Origin of the sequence: Rhodococcus sp. DMU1 (assembly GCF_012272955.1) — a bacterium.
GTDB lineage: Bacteria > Actinomycetota > Actinomycetes > Mycobacteriales > Mycobacteriaceae > Rhodococcus > Rhodococcus aetherivorans.
Map to the genome: position 1 here is coordinate 2236913 of NZ_CP050952.1, position 19387 is coordinate 2256299.

Consider the following 19387-nt stretch of genomic DNA (forward strand, 5'->3'; position numbering starts at 1 on the left):
TCAGGGTAGGGGGCCGGGGCCGGACTCGTCCGTACTCTCCTCGTCGTGCCGGAGGACGGCGCCGCACCGTGGGCACGGGGCCTCCGGTTCCTCGAGGAAGAAGCCGCAGTCGGGGCAGACCCGGTGCATCCAGCACACGGGGTCGCCGGCGGCGGCGGGCACGTCGTTCACCGCGCACCCCGCATCCGCTCCGCGAGGACGGCGGCGCCACTGTGCTCGAGGTCCCGGGTGGCGGTGAGCAGGACGACGGACCGGCCGTCGGCCAAGTCGTCGAGGCGCGCCAGGGCTGCACGCGCGTCCGGGCCGTCCAGTTCGGCGAGGTACCGGTCGCGGAACTCGGCGAACTGCGAGGCGTCGTGCGAGTACCACTTGCGCAGCCCGGTCGACGGCGCCAGGTCCTTGGCCCAGTCGTCGTGATGGAACGCGTCCTTGCGCAGCCCCCGCGGCCACAGCCGGTCGACGAACACCCGGAACGCCTCCTCGTCTCCCGGATGGTCGTACACGCGCTCGACGACGACACTGCGACGTGCCATGGACTCGCCCCTCCTCCCTCACCGCGGATACGGCAGAATTGTGAAGTGAACTACCTCACATTCTGGCATCGTTCGACTGTTCGGACTCGATTCAGACGAAACCCAGCGGTTGCGCCGCTGTCGGGGGCGGGGTACGTCTGACTAGGCTCATCGCCCATCGTGCACGGCCCGAGTCGGCCGCTCGTCGCACATGACCCGCCGCTCATCGCGGTGAGGTGCCGATTCAACGCAGGAGTCGAAAACTTTGGAAACCGAGGATATGGGTACGGGACGTGCGGTGACAGCGCGACCCACCGTCGGCGTCGTTCGGGAAACCAACGACGGCGAGCGGCGGGTCGCGCTGGTGCCGATGATCGTCCCGTCGTTGATCAAGAAGGGGCTCGACGTGGTCGTCGAGTCCGGGGCCGGGCTCGGTGCGCTGATCCCGGACGAGGCCTACGTCGAGGCCGGTGCGCGGATCGGGGATGCGTGGTCGGCGGATGTGGTGCTCAAGGTGGCGCCGCCGTCGGATGCGGAGGTCGCCCGGATGCGGTCGGGGCAGGCGCTGATCGGGTTCCTCGCCCCGCGCAACGCGCAGAACCAGATCGGGGCGCTGGCCGCGGCCGGGGTGCAGGCGTTCGCCGTCGAGTCGATCCCGCGGATCTCCCGGGCGCAGGTGATGGACGCGCTGTCGTCGCAGGCGAACGTCGCCGGGTACAAGTCGGTGCTGGTCGCCGCGTCGGAGTCGACGCGGTTCTTCCCGATGCTCACCACCGCCGCGGGCACGGTCAAGCCGGCGACGGTGCTGGTGCTCGGTGTGGGGGTGGCCGGGTTGCAGGCGCTGGCCACGGCCAAGCGCCTGGGCGGGCGCGCCACCGGCTACGACGTGCGTCCGGAGGTCGCCGACCAGGTGCGGTCGGTCGGTGCGCAGTGGCTCGATCTGGGCATCGACGCCGCCGGTGAGGGCGGCTACGCCCGCGAACTCACCGCCGACGAGCGTGCGCAGCAGCAGGCGGCGCTCGAGGAGGCCATCAAGGGCTTCGACGTGGTGATCACCACCGCGCTGGTGCCGGGCCGGCCCGCGCCGCGGCTGGTGACCGCCGCCGCCGTGGAGGGCATGAAGCCCGGCTCGGTGGTGGTGGATCTGGCCGGCGAGACCGGCGGCAACTGCGAGCTGACCGAACCCGGACGCACGGTGGTCAAGCACGGCGTGACCATCTGCTCGCCGCTGAATCTGCCCGCGACCATGCCTGAGCACGCCTCGCAGCTGTATTCGAAGAACGTCGTGGCCCTGCTCGAGCTGATGCTCGACGAGTCCGGTGCCCTGGCGCCGGACTTCTCGGACGAGATCCTCGACGGCGCGTGCGTGACCCGCTCGAAGGAGAACGTCTAGATGTATACCGAACTGTTGGCGAACATCGCGATCCTGGTCCTGGCCGGGTTCGTGGGCTTCGCCGTGATCTCGAAGGTGCCCAACACCTTGCACACCCCGCTGATGTCGGGCACCAACGCCATCCACGGCATCGTGGTGCTCGGTGCGCTGGTGGTCTTCGGCCACCTGCCGGCCGGCGCGCCGTGGAGCATCAAGGTCATCCTGTTCGTCGCGTTGGTGTTCGGCACGCTGAACGTCGTCGGTGGCTTCGTCGTCACCGACCGCATGCTCGCGATGTTCAAGCCCAAGAAGCGGGTGCCGGTGTCGGCCGCCCCGGCGGAGCAGAAGGGAGCCGACGCGAAATGAGCTACCTCGTCTCCGTCCTGTACATCGTCGCGTTCGCGATGTTCATCTACGGTCTGATGGGCCTGACCGGCCCGAAGACCGCGGTCCGCGGCAACTACATCGCCGCGGTCGGCATGGCCGTGGCGGTGCTCGCCGTGCTGATCGACATCCGCGACACCGACAACTGGAGCTGGATCGTCGCCGGCCTGGTCGTCGGCGTCGTCCTGGGCGTCCCGCCGGCGCTGCGCACGAAGATGACGGCGATGCCGCAGCTGGTGGCGCTGTTCAACGGCGTCGGTGGCGGCACCGTCGCGCTGATCGCGTGGGCGGAGTTCCTCGACTCGGACGGCTTCACCACCCTCGCCGAGGAACCGACGGTGCCCGTGGTGGTCGGCTCGCTGTTCGCCGCGATCATCGGATCGGTGTCGTTCTGGGGTTCGCTGGTGGCGTTCGCCAAGCTGCAGGAGCTGCTGAACAAGAACCTCGAGCGCCGCCTCGTCGGCGCGGCCAAGGCCTTCCAGCTGGCGAACATCGTGCTCGCGCTCGCGGCGATCGCGCTCGCCGTGTACATCGGACTCGCGGCCGACCCGGCGAACGATCCGACCTCGGCGGTGTGGATCGTCGCGCTGCTCGTCGTGGCCGGGCTGATGGGCCTGTTCGTGGTGCTGCCGATCGGCGGCGCCGACATGCCGGTGGTCATCTCGCTGCTCAACGCCCTGACCGGCCTGTCGGCCGCGGCGGCCGGCCTGGCGCTGAACAACCAGGCGATGATCGTCGCCGGCATGATCGTCGGTGCGTCGGGTTCGATCCTGACCAACCTGATGGCCAAGGCGATGAACCGGTCCATCCCGGCGATCGTGTTCGGCTCGTTCGGCGGCGACGGCGGTGCCGGTGCGGCCGCGGGCGGGGCCGGCGGCACCGTCAAGGCGACCTCCGCCTCCGATGCCGCGGTCCAGATGGCCTACGCCAACCAGGTCATCGTGGTGCCCGGGTACGGGCTGGCGGTGGCGCAGGCGCAGCACGCGGTCAAGGAGATGGCGGCGCTGCTCGAGGAGAAGGGCGTGGAGGTCAAGTACGCCATCCACCCGGTCGCCGGCCGGATGCCCGGGCACATGAACGTCCTGCTCGCCGAGGCCGAGGTGCCGTACGAGGCGCTCAAGGAGATGGACGACATCAACGGCGAGTTCTCCCGCACCGACGTCACCGTCGTCATCGGCGCCAACGACGTCACCAACCCCGCCGCCCGGCAGGATTCGTCCAGCCCGATCTACGGCATGCCCATCCTCAACGTCGACCAGTCCAAGTCGGTCATCGTGCTCAAACGCTCGATGAGCTCCGGCTACGCCGGCATCGACAACCCGCTGTTCACCGCCGACCACACCTCCATGCTCTTCGGCGACGCGAAGAAGATGGTCTCCGAGGTCACCGAGGAACTCAAGGCGCTGTAGGGAGTTCGACGAACCGGGGCGTCCGCACGGAACACCGTGCGGGCGCCCCGCTCGTGTGCGACCGTCGGAGGTGGCAGGCGGGCTGTGCCCCGGCCCGTGGCACCGACGGAAAGGACGCGTCCCGTGACCGAGCACTCAGGGACCGAGCACCCAGGGACCGAGCACCCAGGGACCGAGAGGACGTACAGGGTCGGCTACTTCGTCGGCAGCCTGTCGTCCACCTCGATCAACCGTATCCTCGCGAAGGCGTTGATCCGGCTCGCCCCGCACGACCTCGAATTCGTCGAGATCGCCATCCGGGACCTGCCGCTCTACAGCCCCGACTACGACGCGAACTACCCGCCGGAGGGGGCCGCGCTCAAGGACGCGATCGCCGCTGTGGATGCGGTGCTGTTCGTCTCACCCGAGTACAACCGGTCGATTCCCGGGGCGCTGAAGAACGCCATCGACTGGGCGTCGCGCCCGTGGGGGCAGAACTCGTTCGATCACATCCCGGCCGCCGTGATCGGCGCCTCCATCGGCGCGATCGGCACCGCCGTGGGCCAGCAGAGCCTGCGCGCCGTGCTGAGCTTCTGCAACGCGCGGCAGATGACGTCGCCCGAGGCGTACATCCATTACACGCCCGAGGTCTTCGGGGACGACGGCACCGTCCACAACTCGGGCACCGAGGACTTCCTCCGCAACTACATGCGCGAGTTCCGCGACCACGTCGTGCGGGTCCTGACCGTCCTCCCGCGCTAGCGGCCGTCCACGCGCGCGAGCGTGCGACGGGTCCGCTCACCGACGGAGCCGGCGAGGGCTGCGGCGGCGAGCACACATGCCAACGGCACCGTCATCGCCGCGGTGAGCGACGTCGCCTCCGAGAGCCAGCCGATGGTGGCGGGCCCCGCCAGGAACCCGATGTATCCCATGCCGACGACACGGGACATGTTGCGGCCCGGGGCGCCGGCGTCGATGTTCCCGGCTGCGCTGAAGATCTGCGGCACGGCGCCGGACAGGCCCAGCCCGAACAGCGCCCATCCGGCGAGCGTCGTGGGCAGCCACGGGGAGGCGACGACCGTGCCCATCCCGGCCCCCGCCAGCAGCGTGCCGTACCGGACCACGGCCACGGCGCCGATGCGGGCGCTGACGCGGTCCGCCACGAAGCGGCCGAGCGTCATCGTCGTGGAGAACGCGCCGAAGGCCAGCGCCGCGACCGCATCCGGGCTGCCCAGGTGTTCCTTGACCTGCAGGGCGCTCCAGTCGTTGGCGACGCCCTCGCTGAGCATCAGCATGAACGCGAGCCCGCCGAGCAGCAGCACCCGGCGGGAGTATCCGCCGCGCGGGCCGGCCTCGCGCGGGTGCTCGACCCGGGGCACCCGCACGAGGTGCGGCGCCGAGACCGCGACGACGAGCGCGCCGACGAGGCCGGCGCCGCCGAGGGCGACGGCCGGGGCGAGCCCCGTCGCCAGGGCGGCCGCCCCGACCAGCGACCCGGCGACCCCGCCGACCGAGAACAGGCCGTGGAACGCGGCCATGATCGGCCGCCGGTAGCGTTGCTCGACCGCCACGGCCTGCGAGTTCATCGACACGTCCAGGGCGCCGTTCGCGAACCCTAACACCGCGAGCGCCACGCCCAGCTGCCACGCCGCGCCGGCCAGGCCGGGGCCGAGGGTCGCCACCGCCAGCAGGACCGCCGCGGCGACGGTGGTGCGGTCGCTGCCGAACCGGTCGGCGAGCGGACCGGTGGCCTGCATTCCGGCGATCGCCCCGGCCGCGAGGACCAGCAGCAGGGAACCCAGCGTGGCGTGGTCGATGCCGACGCGCTCCTCGATCGCGGGGATGTGCACCACCCACATCGCGAGCAGGAACCCGTTGACGCCGAAGGTGGCGAACACGGCCGCGCGGGCGCGGCGAAGATCCTGAGCGGTCACGTGTCCCGACGCTACCGCCCGTCAGATACCGGCGAGCAGTTCCGGCACCGGGTCGGTGAGGATCGCCCCGATCTCGGCCAGCGCCCGCGCTGCCTGCTCGCCGTCGACGAGACGATGGTCGAACGACAGCGACAGTGTCGTCACCTGCCGGACGGCGAGTTCGCCGTCGACCACCCACGGTCGCGGGGTGACGGCACCGAGCGCGAGGATCGCCGTCTCCCCGGGATTGAGGATGGGGGTGCCGGTGTCGACGCCGAACACGCCGATGTTGGTGATCGAGACCGTGCCGCCGGTCAGGTCGGCCGGGGTGGCCCGGCCGGAGCGGGCGGTCTCCGCGGCGTGGGCGACGGCGCCGGCGAGGCCCGGCAGCGACATGCGGTCGGCGTCGCGGATCACCGGCACCATCAGGCCCGAGTCGGTGGCGGTCGCGATGCCCAGGTTGACGTAGTGGCGGGTGACGATCTCCCGGTGCTCCTCGTCCCAGGCCGCGTTGAGGACGGGCTGGTGCTCGAGCGTCCGCAGCAGCGCCTTGGCCACCACGGTGAGCAGCGTCGGGTGACGGCCCTCGAAGGCGGCCGCGCCGCGCAACCGGGCGACGAGGTCGACCGTGGCGGTGACGTCGCAGGTGAGGAACACGGTCACGTGTGGGGCGGTGAAGGCGCTGCGCGCCACCGCGGCGGCGGTACGTCTGCGGATCCCGTGGATCGGGGTCCGGGTCTCGCGATCCGATCCTGTTGCCGCCGTAGCGGATCCGCGTTCCTCCGCGGCGCGTCGGACGTCCGGGACGGTGATCGCCCCGCCCGTGCCGGTACCCGTCACCTCGGTGAGGTCCACCCCGAGGAGCCGGGCCTCACGGCGCGCCGACGGTTTCGCGTCGGGGCGGTGCCGCTCCCCGGGCGGTGGGGGTGCCTGCGCCGGGGCCGGTGCCGCCGCTGCGGCGCGGGCCGCGCGCCGGCTCACCGGCGCGGCGCCCGGCCCGTAGCCGACGAGCACCTGCACGGGTGAGTCCCCGCCACCGGTCGGGGCCGGCGCGGTGCCCGCCGCGACCGGCACCGCGATGCGGATCAGTGGCGCCCCGACGGGCACGCCGGCGCCCGGCTCGGCGAGCAGTTCGGCGACCGTTCCCGCGTACGGGGAGGGCAGTTCCACCGTTGCCTTGGCGGTCTCGACCTCGGCGATCACCTGGTTGAGCTCGACCCGGTCGCCGACGGCGACGGACCACGACACCAGTTCCGCCTCGGTCAGGCCCTCCCCGAGGTCCGGCAGCCGGAAGACCTCGCTGTGTTCGGTCACCACGGTGCCGTGTTCGCTCATGCCCGGTTCCATGTCCGGCTCCTCACGCCGCGAGGCTGCGGTCGACGGCGTCGAGGATCCGGTCCGGGTCGGGCAGGTGGTACGCCTCGAGTTTCGCCGGGGGATAGGGGATGTCGAAGCCGCCGACCCGCAGCACCGGCGCCTCGAGCTGGTAGAAGCAGCGCTCCGCGAGCTGGGCGGCGATCTCGGCGCCGATGCCGCAGAACAGCGGAGCCTCCTGCACCACGACGAGCCGTCCGGTGCGCCGGACCGACGCCTCGACGGTGTCGAAGTCGATGGGCGAGAGGGACCGCAGGTCGATCACCTCGACCGAGTGCCCCTCGGTGTCGGCGATCTGCGCGGCGTGCAGCGCGGTGGCCACCATCGACCCGAACGTCACGACGGTGACGTCCGTTCCGGGCCGGGCGACGCGGGCCTTGTCGAGCGGGAGGTCGGGCTCGGCGTCGAGGTCGACCTCGCCGCGGTCCCAGTACCGGCGTTTCGGCTCGAGGAAGATCACCGGGTCGTCGAGCGCGATGGCCTGCTGGATCATCGTGTAGGCGTCGGCCGGATGGCTCGGGCTGACGACCCGCAGTCCGGCGGTGTGCGTGAAGTACGCCTCGGGTGACTCCGAATGGTGCTCCACCGCACCGATCCCGCCGCCGTAGGGGATGCGGACGGTCAGGGGGGCGGTGACCCTCCCGGCGGTGCGGTAGTGGATCTTGGCGACCTGCGAGACGATCTGGTCGAACGCGGGGTAGACGAAGCCGTCGAACTGGATCTCGCACACCGGCCGGTAGCCGCGCAGGGCCATGCCGAAAGCCGTTCCCACGATCCCGGATTCGGCGAGGGGCGTGTCGATGACGCGGTTGTCGCCGAAGTCCTTCTGCAACGTGTCGGTGACCCGGAAGACCCCGCCGAGCCGGCCGACGTCCTCGCCCATGATCACCACCTTGCGGTCGTGTTCGAGGGCCCGGCGCAGCCCGGCGCCGAGGGCGGCCCCGAGGGCCAGCGTGGTGGTGGTCATGACAGCGCCTCCTCGTGGGTCGCGTTCTCGAAATCGGCGAGGTAGTCGCGGTAGCGGGTTCGTTCCTCGGCGATCATCGGATGGTCGGTGGCGTAGACGTGGTCGAACATGCTCAGCGGCTCGGGGTTCGGGGCACCGAGGGTGCCGGCGCGCAGCCGGGCCGCGGCCTCGTCGGCGGCGGCGCCGACCTCGTCGAAGAACTCGTCGCCGGCGTGTCCTTCCCGCCGGAGCAGCCGGTGGAGCCGGTCGATCGGGTCCCGGGCCTTCCACAGTTCGGTCTCGGCGGGGGTGCGGTAGCGGGTGGGGTCGTCGGAGGTGGTGTGCGGGCCCATCCGGTAGGTGATGGCCTCGACGAACGACGGGCCGCTGCCCTCCCGCGCATGCCGGGTGGCCCGGCGGGTGACGGCGAGCACCGCGAGCGCGTCGTTGCCGTCGACCTGCACGGCCGGCATCCCGTAGCCGGCGGCGCGCTGCGCGATCGGGACGGGACTCTGCGACCGGACCGGGTGGCTGATCGCCCAGTGGTTGTTCTGGCAGAAGAAGACCACGCCGACGCCCCACGCGACGGCGAAGCCGAGGGCCTCGGCGATGTCGCCCTGGCTGGTCGCCCCGTCGCCGAAGTAGACGACGGTGGCGATCTCGGCGCCGTCGAAGTGGGCGCCCATCGCGTATCCGGTGGCGTGCAGGCCCTGGGAGCCGACGACGATGGCGGGATTGGTCATATTGACCGTGGCCGGATCCCAGCCGGAGTGGGCGCACCCGCGCCACAGCCGGGTCATGTCGGCGGGGTCGACGCCGCGGCACCAGGCCACCCCGTGCTCGCGGTAGCTGGTGAACACGTAGTCGTCGCGGTGGAGGGCGTGCGCGGAGCCGACCTGGGCGGCCTCCTGGCCGAGCAGGGGCGCCCACAGTCCGAGTTCGCCCTGCCGCTGCAGCGCGGTGGCCTCGGCGTCGAGGCGGCGGACGACGACCATGTCGCGGTAGAGGGCGCGGAGTTCGTCGGGTCCGACGTCGGCGACGAGCGCGGAGTACTCGGGGTTGTAGACCCGTCGTCCGTCGGGCTGGATCAGCTGGACCGGATAGGCAATCTTGTCGACCACCGTGCACCACCTCGCTATGGCGGGACCGGTCGCCCTCGTGAGGCGGGCCGGCGGACCTGTGTTGTACCTCACATGATCCACGCGGGGTGCAGGTGCGCAATCGGCCGATGCGCAATTGTGCAGTAAGCACGGTTTCGGGGTGCCCGCCGCTGTCATACTGCGAAATATGACCAGTCTCGATGCCACCGACGCCCGGCTGCTGCTCGAGCTTGCGCGGACCCCGCGGGCGACCGGGGTGGAGCTGTCCCAGCGTCTGGGGTTGTCCCGGAACACGGTGCAGGCGCGGCTCGCGCGATGGGATGCGGAGGGGGTCCTCGGGTCGTTCGAGCGGCGGGTGGATCCGCAGGCTCTCGGCTATCCGCTGGCGGCGTTCGTCGCCACCCGGGTCGATCAGCACCGGCTCGATTCGGTCGTCGCGGCCCTGGCGCAGATCCCGGAGGTGACCGAGGTGTACGGCATGACGGGGCAGACGGACCTGTCGGTGAAGGTGGTCGCGCGCGACGCCGAGGATCTCTACCGGCTGGCCGGGCAGATCCTCGAGATCCCCGGCGTCGAGCGCACCAACATGGCGCTGGTGATGCGCGAACTGGTGGGTCCGCGCACGACGCCGCTGCTCGAGCGGCTGGCGCAGCGATGAGGCGTGCCTTCCGGGACCGGGTCCCGGAAGGCACCACCGCGGACTAGAGGATCTCGTAGATCGTGGCGTTGGCGGTGCCGCCGCCCTCGCACATCGTCTGCAGGCCGTAGCGGCCACCCGTGCGGCGCAGGTGGTGGATCAACGTCGCGGCCAGGCGACCGCCCGAGGCGCCGAGGGGGTGGCCGAGCGCGATGGCACCGCCGAGGGGGTTCAGCTTCTCGAGCGGCGCGCCCGTCTCGCGTTGCCACGACAGCGGTACCGAGGCGAAGGCCTCGTTGACCTCGAACGCGTCGATGTCGTCGAGCGACAGTCCCGACCGCTTCAGCGCCAGGGCGGTGGCCGGGATGGGGCCGGTGAGCATCTTGACTGGATCGTCGCCGGTGACCACGGCGGTGTGCACGCGCGCGAGCGGGGTCAGGCCCAGCGCCTTCGCCTTCTCCGAGGTGGTGATCAGCAGCCCGGAGGCGCCGTCGGAGATCTGGGACGCGTTGCCGGCGGTGACCACTCCGTTCTCCCGGAACGGGGCCTTCAGGCCCGCGAGCTTCTCGACGGTGGAGCCGCGCCGGATGCCCTCGTCCGCGGCGATCACGGTGCCGTCCGCCAGGGTGTACGGCGCGATCTCGTCCGTGAACAACCCCTCGTCCTGCGCGCGGGCGGCCCGCTCGTGCGACCGGACGGAGTACTCGTCGAGCTCGGTGCGGGAGATGCCCCACTGCTCGGCGATGATCTCGGCGCCCACGCCCTGGTTGAAGCGGCCGTGGAAGCCGGGCGCGGTGAGCTCGTCGGCGTACCGCTCGCGGGCCGGACCGCCCATCTGCCCGGTGCCCTCGGGGGCGGAGGAACCCAGCGGGATCGCCGACATGATCTCGACGCCGCCGGCGACGACGAGATCGGCCTGGCCGGAGATCACCGCCGCGGCCGCCGTCGAGACGGCCTGCTGCGACGAGCCGCACTGCCGGTCGATGGTGAAGCCGGGCACCGATTCCGGCCAGCCCGCGCCGAGCACGGCCATGCGGCCGATGTTGCCGGACTGCATGCCGACGGATTGCACGGTGCCCCAGTGCACGTCGTCGACGAGCGCCGGGTCGATGCCGGTGCGTTCGGCGATGGTGCGCAGGACGTGGGCGGACAGCTCGACGGCGTGGACGCCGGACAGGCCGCCGCCCCGCTTGCCGATGGGGGTACGGACGGCTTCGACGATGACAGCATCGCGCATCTTGGGATCGCTCTCTCTCGGGGACGTGCGGATGCCCCGGAGTGTAATCCGGTAGATGAATACAATGCCAAGCGGATGCTTGGTGGTCGGGAGCTATTCCGCCGGGGGCGTCACCAGCTGGGCGACCGCCTTCTTGATCTCCTTGGGGATCGCCACGGGACGTCGCGTGCGGGCGTCGACGTACACGTGCACGAAACGCCCGGTCGCCGCCGGCTGCAGCCCGCCTTCGCCGTCCTCCCGGAAGATGGCCAGCGAATAGGTGACGCTGCGGGTTCCCAGCCGCTCCACCGCCAGGCCGACGCGCAGCCGGTCCGGGAAGGACAGCTCCGCCAGATACCGGCACGACGTCTCCGCGACCACGCCGATCGCGTCCAGCTCCCGGATGTCGACCCCGGTCGTGGCCATCAGCCATCCGTTGACCGCGGAGTCGAAGTACGAGTAGTAGGTGACGTTGTTGACGTGGCCGTAGTGGTCGTTGTCCGCCCACCGGGTCTGCATCGGCCAGAGGACCGGGAACCGGGCGGGAACGGGTGGGTCGGCGGCGGGCGTCGTCGGCTGGCGGTTCGTCACCGTGCTGACGATAGTCCCACGCGGACGGCAAGTCCGACCATCAACGCCCAGAATGCCGATCCGATACCGAACAGGGTCGATCCGGACGCCGCGACCAGGAACGTCACGACCGCTGCTTCGCGCTCCGGCGCGTCGCGCAGAGCCGAGGCCAGGGCCCCGCCGAGCGTCGCGAGCAGGGCCAATCCGGCCACCGCCTCGACCACCCCGTCCGGTGCCATCGCCACGACCGTCGCGAGCCCGGTCGAGCACAGGGCCAGCGCGAGATACGACCAGCCCGCCGACCACGCCGCCACCCACCGGCGTGCCGGATCCGGGTCCGCCTCGGGCGCCGCCGCCAGCGCCGCACTGATCGCCGCGAGGTTGATCGCGTGCCCACCGGCCGGCGCGCCCACGACGGTGCCGAGGCCCGCGACCGTCATCGACGCCCGCCACGGCGTGGCGTAACCGAACGAGTCGAGCACTGCGGTGCCCGGGATGTTCTGCGACGCCATCGTCACGATGTACAGGGGCACGGCGATGCCGAGCAGCGCCTGCCACGTCCACGCCGGAGCCGTGAGATCGATCGAGGGCAGCAGATCCCGCGCCGCGGGCCGGGTTCCCGAGCGCGACAGGTGGATTGCCACGACCACCGCGGCCGTCGCGAACGCCCCCGGCACCGCCCAGCGCGGCCGCAGCCGCTGCAGCACGAGCCACGTCGCCACCACGGGCAGGATCGAGGCGGGCGAGGACATCACCCCCTCGACCGGGGCGAGGCAGAGCGGGACGAGCACCCCGGCGAGCATGGCCTGCGCCAGTGGCGTCGGGATCGCCGCGATCAGGGCGCCGAGCCGCGGCCACAGCCCCGTCAGGACGATCGCGGCGCCCACGACGACGAACGCGCCCACCGCGGCCGGCCATCCGCCCGCCACCACGCCGGTGCCGGCGAGCAGCGCGGCGCCGGGCGTGGACCACGCGAGGGTGATCGGTGTGCGGTACCGCCGCGCCAGCCACAGGATGCCGAGCCCCTGCGTCACACAGAGCGCCAGCAGACCGGACGCCGCCTCCGACGGCGACGCCCCGACCGCCCGCAGTCCCGTCAGCACCACCGCGAACGAACTGGTGAACCCGACGAGGGCCGTGACGATGCCCGCCCCGATCGGCTGGGTGAGCGGGGCGGGACGGGTGGGCGCGGGAGCATCTGACACGGGCGGCATTCTGCCGCAGTGGACCCGGGCGGCATTCTGCCGCAGTGGACGCCGCCGCACCTCCCGTGTCGCGCGGCGCCCACCGCGCGGGCGTGCCAGGATCGGAGCCATGGTTGCGAATCCCGTGCTGATGACCGTGCGCGAACTGGCCGATCTCGTCGAGGTGGGCAGGCCGCCGGTCCTGCTGGACGTGCGCTGGTCGCTCGACGACCCGAACGGCGAGGACCGCTACCACGAGGGTCACATCCCCGGAGCGGTGTACGTCGACCTCGAGACCGAGCTCGCCGATCCGGGCTCGCCCGAGCGAGGCCGTCACCCCCTGCCGGACGTGGTGCGGCTGCAGGACCACGCGCGACGGTGGGGGATCGACGACGGCGACACCGTCGCCGTCTACGACGACACCGGGGGCCTCGCCGCCGCCCGGGCCTGGTGGCTGCTGCGCTGGGCGGGCCTTCGGGACGTGCGCCTGCTCGACGGCGGGCTGTCGCTGTGGACGGCGGCGGGACATGGCCTCGCGGCCGGGCCGGGGGAGGCCGTGAAGCCGGGATCGGTGACCCTGCGCGGCGGCCGGATGTCCACCGTCGGCATCGACGAGGCGGCCGAGTTCCCTTCGCGGGGAACCCTGCTCGATGCGCGGGCCGCGGCGCGGTACCGGGGCGACGAGGAGCCCGTCGATCCGCGCGCCGGCCACATCCCCGGCGCGGTCAGCGCCCCCGCCACGGACAACCTCCGCGAGGACGGCACGTTCCGGACCGCCGAGGAACTCGCCGACCGCTTCGCGACCGTGTGCGGGGACGGTCCCGTCGCCGTCTACTGCGGATCCGGGGTGACCGCGACCCATCAGATTGCGGCGCTCGCCCTCGCCGGGATCGACGCAGCCCTGTTCCCGGGGTCGTGGTCGCAGTGGTGCCGGGACCCGGCCCGGGAGATCGCCACCGGGGCGTGAATGCCGGGACTCAGGCCGCGGATCGGGAGAACTCCGACGCGCGGCGCACCTGCTCGGGCGTCGGAGTCACGCCGGTGTACAGCGCGAACTGCTGCGCCGCCTGCAGGGCGATGACCTCGGCGCCGGTGATCACGGGCAGTCCCCGCTCCTGGGCCGCGCGGATCAGCGGCGTCTGCGGGGGCATCGCCACCACGTCGAACACCGTCGTCGCCGCGCCCACCGCAGCTTCGGGGAACGGCAGCTGCCCGGATTCCGGCCCGCCCGCCATCCCGATCGGCGTGGCGTTGACGAGCAGGCCCGGAGCGAGCTCGCCGAGCTCGGGCCGCCAGTCGAACCCGTACTGCTGCGCGAGCGGGCGACCGGTCTTCTCGTTGCGGGCGATCACCGACACGTTCGCGAACCCGCTGTCGCGCAGGGCCGCCACCACGGCCTTGGCCATCCCGCCGCTGCCGGCGACGGCGGCCGGCAACGCCGGGTCGACCTCGTGCTCGCGCAGCAGATCCACCACCGCCTGGTAGTCGGTGTTGTAGGCGTGCAGCACCCCGTTCTCGTTGACGACGGTGTTCACCGACTCGATGGCCCGCGCCGAGTCGTGCAGCTCGTCGATCAGGGGAATGACCGCTTCCTTGAACGGCATCGACACCCCGCACCCGCGGATGCCGAGGCCGCGGATCCCGGCCACCGCCGCCGGCAGGTCGGTCGTCGTGAACGCCTTGTACACGAAGTCCAGGCCGAGTTCGTCGTAGAGGTAGTTGTGGAAGCGGGTGCCGATGTTGCTCGGGCGGCCCGACAGCGAGATGCACAGGCGGGTGTCCTTGGTGATGCGCGAAACCATGAGTGCCACGCTAGTTCCCTGCGCCCGGATGCGGGGCACGGCGCCGGAGGGCGGCAGCCGCGCGACCACCGGGCGTCCGCGCGGGCAATTCGTGGATGGGTCCGACCGACGAGCGGGCGATCGCCGCGACGACGGGCTCGGCACGCGGAGATCGTCGACGCCAGCGCCCGCCGGTCGGCCACCGTGATCGGCAGCCCGTAGCGCACCGCCACCGACAGGTACTTGCCCGCGAACCAGCAGCGATACGCCGCCGCCGGCGGCAGCCACTCGGCCGGGGTGTGATCGCGCTTGTCCTCGTTCGCCGGGCCGTCCACCGCGATCAGGTTGTAGGCGACGTCGTTGGCGAACTGCCGGCGCCGTTCGGCCGGCCAGGCCGCCGCCCCGAGGTCCCACGCCGCCGCCAGCGGGTAGATGTGGTCGATCTGGACGGCCCGGCCCTCGGCGCGACGGAATTCGAGCCGCGCCCCGGTGTACGGGTCGGTCAGCGTGCCCGACAGGACGACACAGTCGCCGGTGCCGGGCCGGAACGCCACGTCGCGCAGATCGCGGGCGAGCACGTTGTTGCGGGTGTCGCACCCGTCGCGCCCGCCGGGTCCCGGATGGTCGTCGGACCACGCCTCCCCGAACACGCACCCCTCGCCCGGTCCGCACCCCCGCTCGTACCCCGGCACCTGCGGCCGGTGCGGCACCACCGCCGCCCGCGCCAGCAACTGTTCGAGCTCGCCGCGGCCGGGGCTGCCCGGTGCCGGTGGTACGTTCGACTCGATCCGGTCCCAACCCCACGACACGGCGATCGCGACCGCCACCACCAGCCCCCAGAACGCTGCGCCCCCTCGCACGCGGACATTCTCACCGACCGCACCGACAGCGACGGCGCCGGTGCCCGCTCAGCCGTCGGTCGTCAGCGGAAACCGCGTCGCGTGGATGGACTCGATGGTGCGGCCGTCGTGCCCGACGATCCACGACCCCCCGTGCTGCCTGCACTCGGCGATCCGGTCGAACACGGTCAGCAGGAAGAACACCGCCTGCTCCGCGGTGGCGGTGGCGGCGAGCCGGTGGGACTCACCGTGTTTCGTCCCGTCGAGCCACACGCCGCACTGGCCGTCGAGCCGCATCGTGGTGATGTGCTCGGAGTCGACGAACGCGTACTTGACCTGCTCCCAAGGGGTGTGGGCGCTGTAGGCCTGTTCGAGGACCTGGATCATGATCGACATCGCAGTCTCCTGGTGGGTGCACCTGCAGCCCAGTGTCCTCCGGGGAGCGAGCCCGATCCAGGGCCGATCGTCACCGGCGCTCGGCGCACGCTCGGCACGACCGTCCCGCGCGGGCCCACCCGCCACGACGGCGGGCGTGCGCCCCCAGCCCGTCACGACGGTGTCGGTCGCGGCTGGCACCATGGTGGGCATGCTGCACGGGCTGTGGTCACCGGGAGCGGGCCTGATGCTGTGGCGCGACGGCGACGACCCGCCCGACGACACACCCGCTGTACTGCGACGATGGATCGACCGGCCGTTCCGGCACCGCGTCGAGCTGCGTCTGCCCGGCGACGACGCTCCGCGGCGGATCCCCGCGGTGGCGGTCGCGCCGCCCGACGCCGCGGAGCTGCTGCTGGCGCTGCCGCGGCACGCCGAGGGGGTGGCCGGGGACCTGCGCTACCTCGCCCACGTCGCCCGCGGCATCGAGCGCTGGGCGCAGGCCGGGCGGGTGGCCCCGGAACTGCACCGCGCCGACGGGCAGTGGTGGGCCCGGTGGCGCCTGCTCGGCGGCGACCGGATCCGGGCCTGGACGGCCGAGCTGTCCGCCGCGATGCCGCCGGTGCAGCGGCAGGCCGGCCGGCCCGCGGCGCTCCTCGACGACCTCGCCACCGAGCTCACCGATCCGATCACCCGGGCGTTGATCGGCAACGTGGGTACCTCGCTGCATCCGCTGATCGCCGCCCTGGCCGAGGGGCAGCCGCACCACAGCGGCTCCCAGCGCATGGCCGAGGCGCTGGACGAATGGCGGGCCTCGCTCGCCGGAAACGAGCCCGACCTGGTGCTGCGGCTCGTCGAACCGGACGACGAGGAGGACGGCATCGGCGCCGACACGCTGTGGCGGCTCGAGGTGTGCCTGCGGTCGGAGGGGCAGGCGCCGGTGCCGGTGCCGGTGGACGGCTCCGACGCGCAGCTGCTGCAGATCGGGATCCGCAAGCTCGGCGCCGCCCTGAAGGCGTATCCGCGGCTGCAGGACGTGCCGCGCGACCCGGACAGCCTGGACCTGCTGCTGCCGACGGGGGTCGTGACCGACCTCGTGGAGCACGGTGGCCGTGCGCTGGGTGAGGCCGGCGTCGCGTTGCTGCTGCCGCGCGCGTGGGCGCGGCTCGAGCCGTCGCTGCGGCTGCAGGTGTCCTCGCCGGTCGCACCCGTCGCCGCCGAGGACGACACCGTCGGCATGAACGCGCTCGTCTCGTTCGAGTGGCAGCTTGCCGTGGGCGACATGCTGCTCACCCCCGCCGAGATGGAACGGCTGATCGCGGCCAACAGCGACCTGGTCAAGCTGCGCGGCAAGTGGGTGCAGGCCGATCCGATCGCGCTCGCGCGGGCCGCCCGCTACGTCGCCGGCCAGGGCGCGACGGACGCGACGCTGGCGACGTTGTTCGGCCGGTTCACCGGCGACGAGCCGCCACCGGTGGAGGTCACCGACGTCGCCGCGACCGGCTGGGTGGCGACCCTGCTCGACGGGCAGGTCCGGCCCGAACCGGTGCCGCCCCCACCCGGCCTGCACGCGACCTTGCGTCCGTACCAGCAGCGCGGCCTGGAGTGGCTGGCGTTCATGAGCGGCCTCGGGCTGGGCGCGGTGCTGGCCGACGACATGGGCCTCGGCAAGACCGTGCAGGTGCTCGCGCTGCTCGCCCACGAACGGGCGGGCGGCGACGACGTGCCCCCGACGTTGCTGGTGTGCCCGATGTCGGTGGTGGGCAACTGGCAGCGCGAGGCCCAGCGGTTCGTCCCGGGCCTGCGCGTGCACGTCCACCACGGCCCGGCGCGGTTGCGCGACGCCGCGCTGGCCGCGGCGGTCGCCGACAGCGACCTGGTGATCACGACGTACGCGCTCGTCGCGCGTGACGTGGCGCCGTTGAGGTCGCTGCGCTGGGGCCGGGTGGTGCTCGACGAGGCCCAGCACGTGAAGAACGCCGCGACCGCGCAGTCCCGCGCGACGCGGGCGATCCCCGCGCGGCACCGCGTCGCGCTCACCGGCACCCCCGTGGAGAACCGGCTCGAGGAACTGCGATCGATCCTCGACTTCGCCAATCCCCGCCTGCTGGGTTCGCCGTCGACGTTCCGGGCCCGGTTCGCCGTCCCGATCGAGCGGGAGCGCGACGCGGCCGCCGCCGCGCGGCTGCGGGCGTTGACGTCGCCGTTCGTGCTTCGCCGCGTCAAGACCGATCCGTCGGTGATCTCGGACCTGCCGGAGAAGTTCGAGCAGACGGTGCGGGCCAACCTGACCGCCGAGCAGGCGGCGCTGTACCGGGCGGTGGTCGACGAGATGATGCGGCAGATCCGGGACAAGGAGGGCATGGCCCGCAAGGGCGCGGTGCTCGCCGCGCTGACCCGGCTCAAGCAGGTGTGCAATCACCCCGCGCACTACCTGGGCGACGGCTCCGGGGTGCTGCGGCGGGGCCGGCACCGTTCGGGCAAGCTCGGGCTGGTGGAGGACATCGTCGAGTCGATCCTCGCCGACGGCGAGAAGGCGCTGCTGTTCACCCAGTTCCGGGAATTCGGTGAGCTGATCGCCCCGTATCTCGCCGAGCGGTTCGACACCACGGTGCCGTTTCTGCACGGCGGGGTGTCCAAGGGCCGGCGCGACGCGATGGTCGCCGCGTTCCAGGGCGACGGCGGCCCGCCGATGATGCTGCTCTCGCTCAAGGCCGGCGGCACGGGCCTGAACCTGACGGCCGCGAATCACGTGGTGCACCTGGATCGTTGGTGGAATCCGGCGGTGGAGAACCAGGCCACCGACCGGGCGTTCCGCATCGGCCAGCGCCGCGACGTGCAGGTCCGCAAGCTCGTGTGCGTCGGCACGCTGGAGGAACGGATCGACGAAATGATCGCGGGGAAACAGGAATTGGCGGAGCTTGCGGTGGGAGCGGGCGAGAACTGGATCACCGAGCTGTCCACCGAGCAGCTGCACTCGCTGCTGTCCCTGGGCGACGAGGCGGTGGGCGAGTGAGCCCGGCCGGCGGGTTCGACCGTTACGGCAAGCGCCGGCGGGTCGTCGGCGGCATCGAGGCGCGGACGAAGCGCGGGTCGATCGGACGCACCTGGTGGTCGAAGGAGCTGGTCTCGGCGATGGAGCAGGTCGCCGACAAGGGCCGGCTGGCGCGGGGCCGGACCTACGCCCGGTCGGGACAGGTGGTCTCGATGCGGCTCGAGCCCGGCGTGGCGGTGGGGGAGGTGCAGGGCAGTCAGCTGCGCCCGTTCACCTCGACGGTCTCGATCCGCACGCTCGACGAGGAGGCGGTCACGGAGCTGATCGACCGGGTGCGGTCGGCTCCGGGCATGCTGGTCCGGCTCGCGGGCGGTACGCTGCCGGAGGAACTGGGTCCGCTGCTGCTGCCGCGGCGCGCCGGTGAACTGGACTTCGACTGCACGTGCCCCGACGACGGGTGGCCGTGCAAACACGCGGCGGCAGTCGGGTACCTGCTGGCCGAGCACGTCGACGAGCAGCCGCTGGCGGTGCTCACCCTGCGCGGGGTCGACCTGAACGCATTGATCGGCGGGGTGGACGCCGCCGAGACCGACGACGAGGACTTCTACGGGGACGCGATCCGGTTGCCGGATCTGCCGGCCGAGCCGTACCGGCCCGCGCTGGACGATCTCGATCCGATGCTGTTGCGGCGGGTCCTGCGGGCCGGCGGCACCGACGAGTCGGTGGTCATCCGCGGTGCCGCCGACCTGGAAGAGATGTACCGGCGGCTGCGATAGGCCGCTCCTCGGCCGGTGCGTCCTT

The 19387-nt window shown here is 72.3% G+C and carries 19 protein-coding genes and 1 pseudogene; 8 read left to right on the forward strand and 12 right to left on the reverse strand.

Going from position 1 to position 19387, the window contains the following annotated elements; all coding sequences use genetic code 11:
- A complete protein-coding gene (locus tag HFP48_RS10540; protein ID WP_006940139.1) occupies positions 1-171 on the reverse strand; it encodes a hypothetical protein in 171 nt (56 codons plus the stop codon).
- Positions 168-533, reverse strand: a complete 366-nt coding sequence (locus tag HFP48_RS10545) for a DUF488 family protein (RefSeq protein ID WP_006940140.1) — start codon at positions 531-533, stop codon at positions 168-170. The genes HFP48_RS10540 and HFP48_RS10545 overlap by 4 nt, the downstream gene beginning before the upstream one ends.
- Before the next feature lie 259 nt (positions 534-792).
- On the opposite strand from HFP48_RS10545, the gene HFP48_RS10550 reads away from it, so the two are divergent.
- The 4 genes from HFP48_RS10550 to HFP48_RS10565 all read left to right on the forward strand — a co-directional run bounded on the left by HFP48_RS10550 (position 793) and on the right by HFP48_RS10565 (position 4418).
- Positions 793-1905: a Re/Si-specific NAD(P)(+) transhydrogenase subunit alpha gene (locus HFP48_RS10550; protein WP_043797226.1), complete on the forward strand. Its 1113-nt coding sequence runs from the start codon at positions 793-795 to the stop codon at positions 1903-1905.
- Entirely contained in the window at positions 1906-2250 is a 345-nt protein-coding gene (locus tag HFP48_RS10555) for an NAD(P) transhydrogenase subunit alpha (protein WP_006940142.1), read from the forward strand.
- A complete protein-coding gene (locus HFP48_RS10560; RefSeq protein WP_050035005.1) occupies positions 2247-3677 on the forward strand; it encodes an NAD(P)(+) transhydrogenase (Re/Si-specific) subunit beta in 1431 nt (476 codons plus the stop codon). Before HFP48_RS10555 ends, HFP48_RS10560 begins: the two co-directional genes overlap by 4 nt.
- A 123-nt stretch (positions 3678-3800) precedes the next feature.
- Positions 3801-4418, forward strand: coding sequence for an NADPH-dependent FMN reductase (locus HFP48_RS10565; RefSeq protein WP_161997045.1), 618 nt, complete (start codon positions 3801-3803; stop codon positions 4416-4418).
- Here the strand turns inward: HFP48_RS10565 and HFP48_RS10570 are convergent.
- The 4 genes from HFP48_RS10570 to pdhA are packed head-to-tail and all read right to left on the reverse strand — an operon-like array spanning position 4415 to position 9010.
- Positions 4415-5590, reverse strand: a complete 1176-nt coding sequence (locus HFP48_RS10570; protein ID WP_168579484.1) for an MFS transporter — start codon at positions 5588-5590, stop codon at positions 4415-4417. The two genes, HFP48_RS10565 and HFP48_RS10570, sit on opposite strands and share 4 nt — an antisense overlap.
- 21 nt (positions 5591-5611) lie before the next feature.
- On the reverse strand, positions 5612-6904 hold the full coding sequence (locus HFP48_RS10575) for a dihydrolipoamide acetyltransferase family protein (RefSeq protein WP_246872542.1): 1293 nt from the start codon (positions 6902-6904) through the stop codon (positions 5612-5614).
- A gap of 22 nt (positions 6905-6926) precedes the next feature.
- Positions 6927-7910 (reverse strand): alpha-ketoacid dehydrogenase subunit beta, encoded by a 984-nt coding sequence (locus HFP48_RS10580; protein WP_168579486.1) that lies wholly within the window; start codon positions 7908-7910, stop codon positions 6927-6929.
- Positions 7907-9010 carry a pyruvate dehydrogenase (acetyl-transferring) E1 component subunit alpha gene (gene pdhA / locus HFP48_RS10585; RefSeq protein ID WP_006940155.1) on the reverse strand — a complete coding sequence of 368 codons (1104 nt, stop codon included), beginning with the start codon at positions 9008-9010 and terminating at the stop codon, positions 7907-7909. The genes HFP48_RS10580 and pdhA overlap by 4 nt, the downstream gene beginning before the upstream one ends.
- Before the next feature lie 166 nt (positions 9011-9176).
- On the opposite strand from pdhA, the gene HFP48_RS10590 reads away from it, so the two are divergent.
- Positions 9177-9647, forward strand: a complete 471-nt coding sequence (locus HFP48_RS10590; protein WP_072634951.1) for an Lrp/AsnC family transcriptional regulator — start codon at positions 9177-9179, stop codon at positions 9645-9647.
- Positions 9648-9690: 43 nt separating this feature from the next.
- On the opposite strand, the gene HFP48_RS10595 is transcribed toward HFP48_RS10590, so the two are convergent.
- From HFP48_RS10595 to HFP48_RS10605, 3 genes are all read right to left on the reverse strand, one after another.
- Entirely contained in the window at positions 9691-10863 is a 1173-nt protein-coding gene (locus HFP48_RS10595) for a thiolase family protein (protein WP_029542887.1), read from the reverse strand.
- A 93-nt stretch (positions 10864-10956) separates the two neighbouring features.
- Positions 10957-11433, reverse strand: coding sequence for a thioesterase family protein (locus tag HFP48_RS10600; RefSeq protein WP_006940160.1), 477 nt, complete (start codon positions 11431-11433; stop codon positions 10957-10959).
- Positions 11430-12626: a benzoate/H(+) symporter BenE family transporter gene (locus tag HFP48_RS10605; RefSeq protein WP_168579487.1), complete on the reverse strand. Its 1197-nt coding sequence runs from the start codon at positions 12624-12626 to the stop codon at positions 11430-11432. The genes HFP48_RS10600 and HFP48_RS10605 overlap by 4 nt, the downstream gene beginning before the upstream one ends.
- Before the next feature lie 100 nt (positions 12627-12726).
- On the opposite strand from HFP48_RS10605, the gene HFP48_RS10610 reads away from it, so the two are divergent.
- Positions 12727-13563 carry a sulfurtransferase gene (locus tag HFP48_RS10610; RefSeq protein ID WP_029542891.1) on the forward strand — a complete coding sequence of 279 codons (837 nt, stop codon included), beginning with the start codon at positions 12727-12729 and terminating at the stop codon, positions 13561-13563.
- 10 nt (positions 13564-13573) lie between these two features.
- Here the strand turns inward: HFP48_RS10610 and HFP48_RS10615 are convergent, their stop codons facing one another.
- The 3 genes and pseudogenes from HFP48_RS10615 to HFP48_RS10625 all read right to left on the reverse strand — a co-directional run bounded on the left by HFP48_RS10615 (position 13574) and on the right by HFP48_RS10625 (position 15612).
- Positions 13574-14398 carry a shikimate 5-dehydrogenase gene (locus tag HFP48_RS10615; RefSeq protein ID WP_044476147.1) on the reverse strand — a complete coding sequence of 275 codons (825 nt, stop codon included), beginning with the start codon at positions 14396-14398 and terminating at the stop codon, positions 13574-13576.
- Between the two features lie 155 nt (positions 14399-14553).
- Positions 14554-15204 (reverse strand): annotated as a pseudogene (locus HFP48_RS10620) (HNH endonuclease family protein); the annotation flags it as partial.
- A gap of 81 nt (positions 15205-15285) precedes the next feature.
- Positions 15286-15612 carry a hypothetical protein gene (locus HFP48_RS10625; RefSeq protein ID WP_006940172.1) on the reverse strand — a complete coding sequence of 109 codons (327 nt, stop codon included), beginning with the start codon at positions 15610-15612 and terminating at the stop codon, positions 15286-15288.
- A 190-nt stretch (positions 15613-15802) separates the two neighbouring features.
- On the opposite strand from HFP48_RS10625, the gene HFP48_RS10630 reads away from it, so the two are divergent.
- Both HFP48_RS10630 and HFP48_RS10635 read left to right on the forward strand, forming a co-directional pair.
- Positions 15803-18607 (forward strand): DEAD/DEAH box helicase, encoded by a 2805-nt coding sequence (locus HFP48_RS10630; protein ID WP_198163299.1) that lies wholly within the window; start codon positions 15803-15805, stop codon positions 18605-18607.
- Entirely contained in the window at positions 18604-19362 is a 759-nt protein-coding gene (locus HFP48_RS10635; RefSeq protein ID WP_050035011.1) for an SWIM zinc finger family protein, read from the forward strand. Before HFP48_RS10630 ends, HFP48_RS10635 begins: the two co-directional genes overlap by 4 nt.
- Positions 19363-19387: the final 25 nt, after the last annotated feature.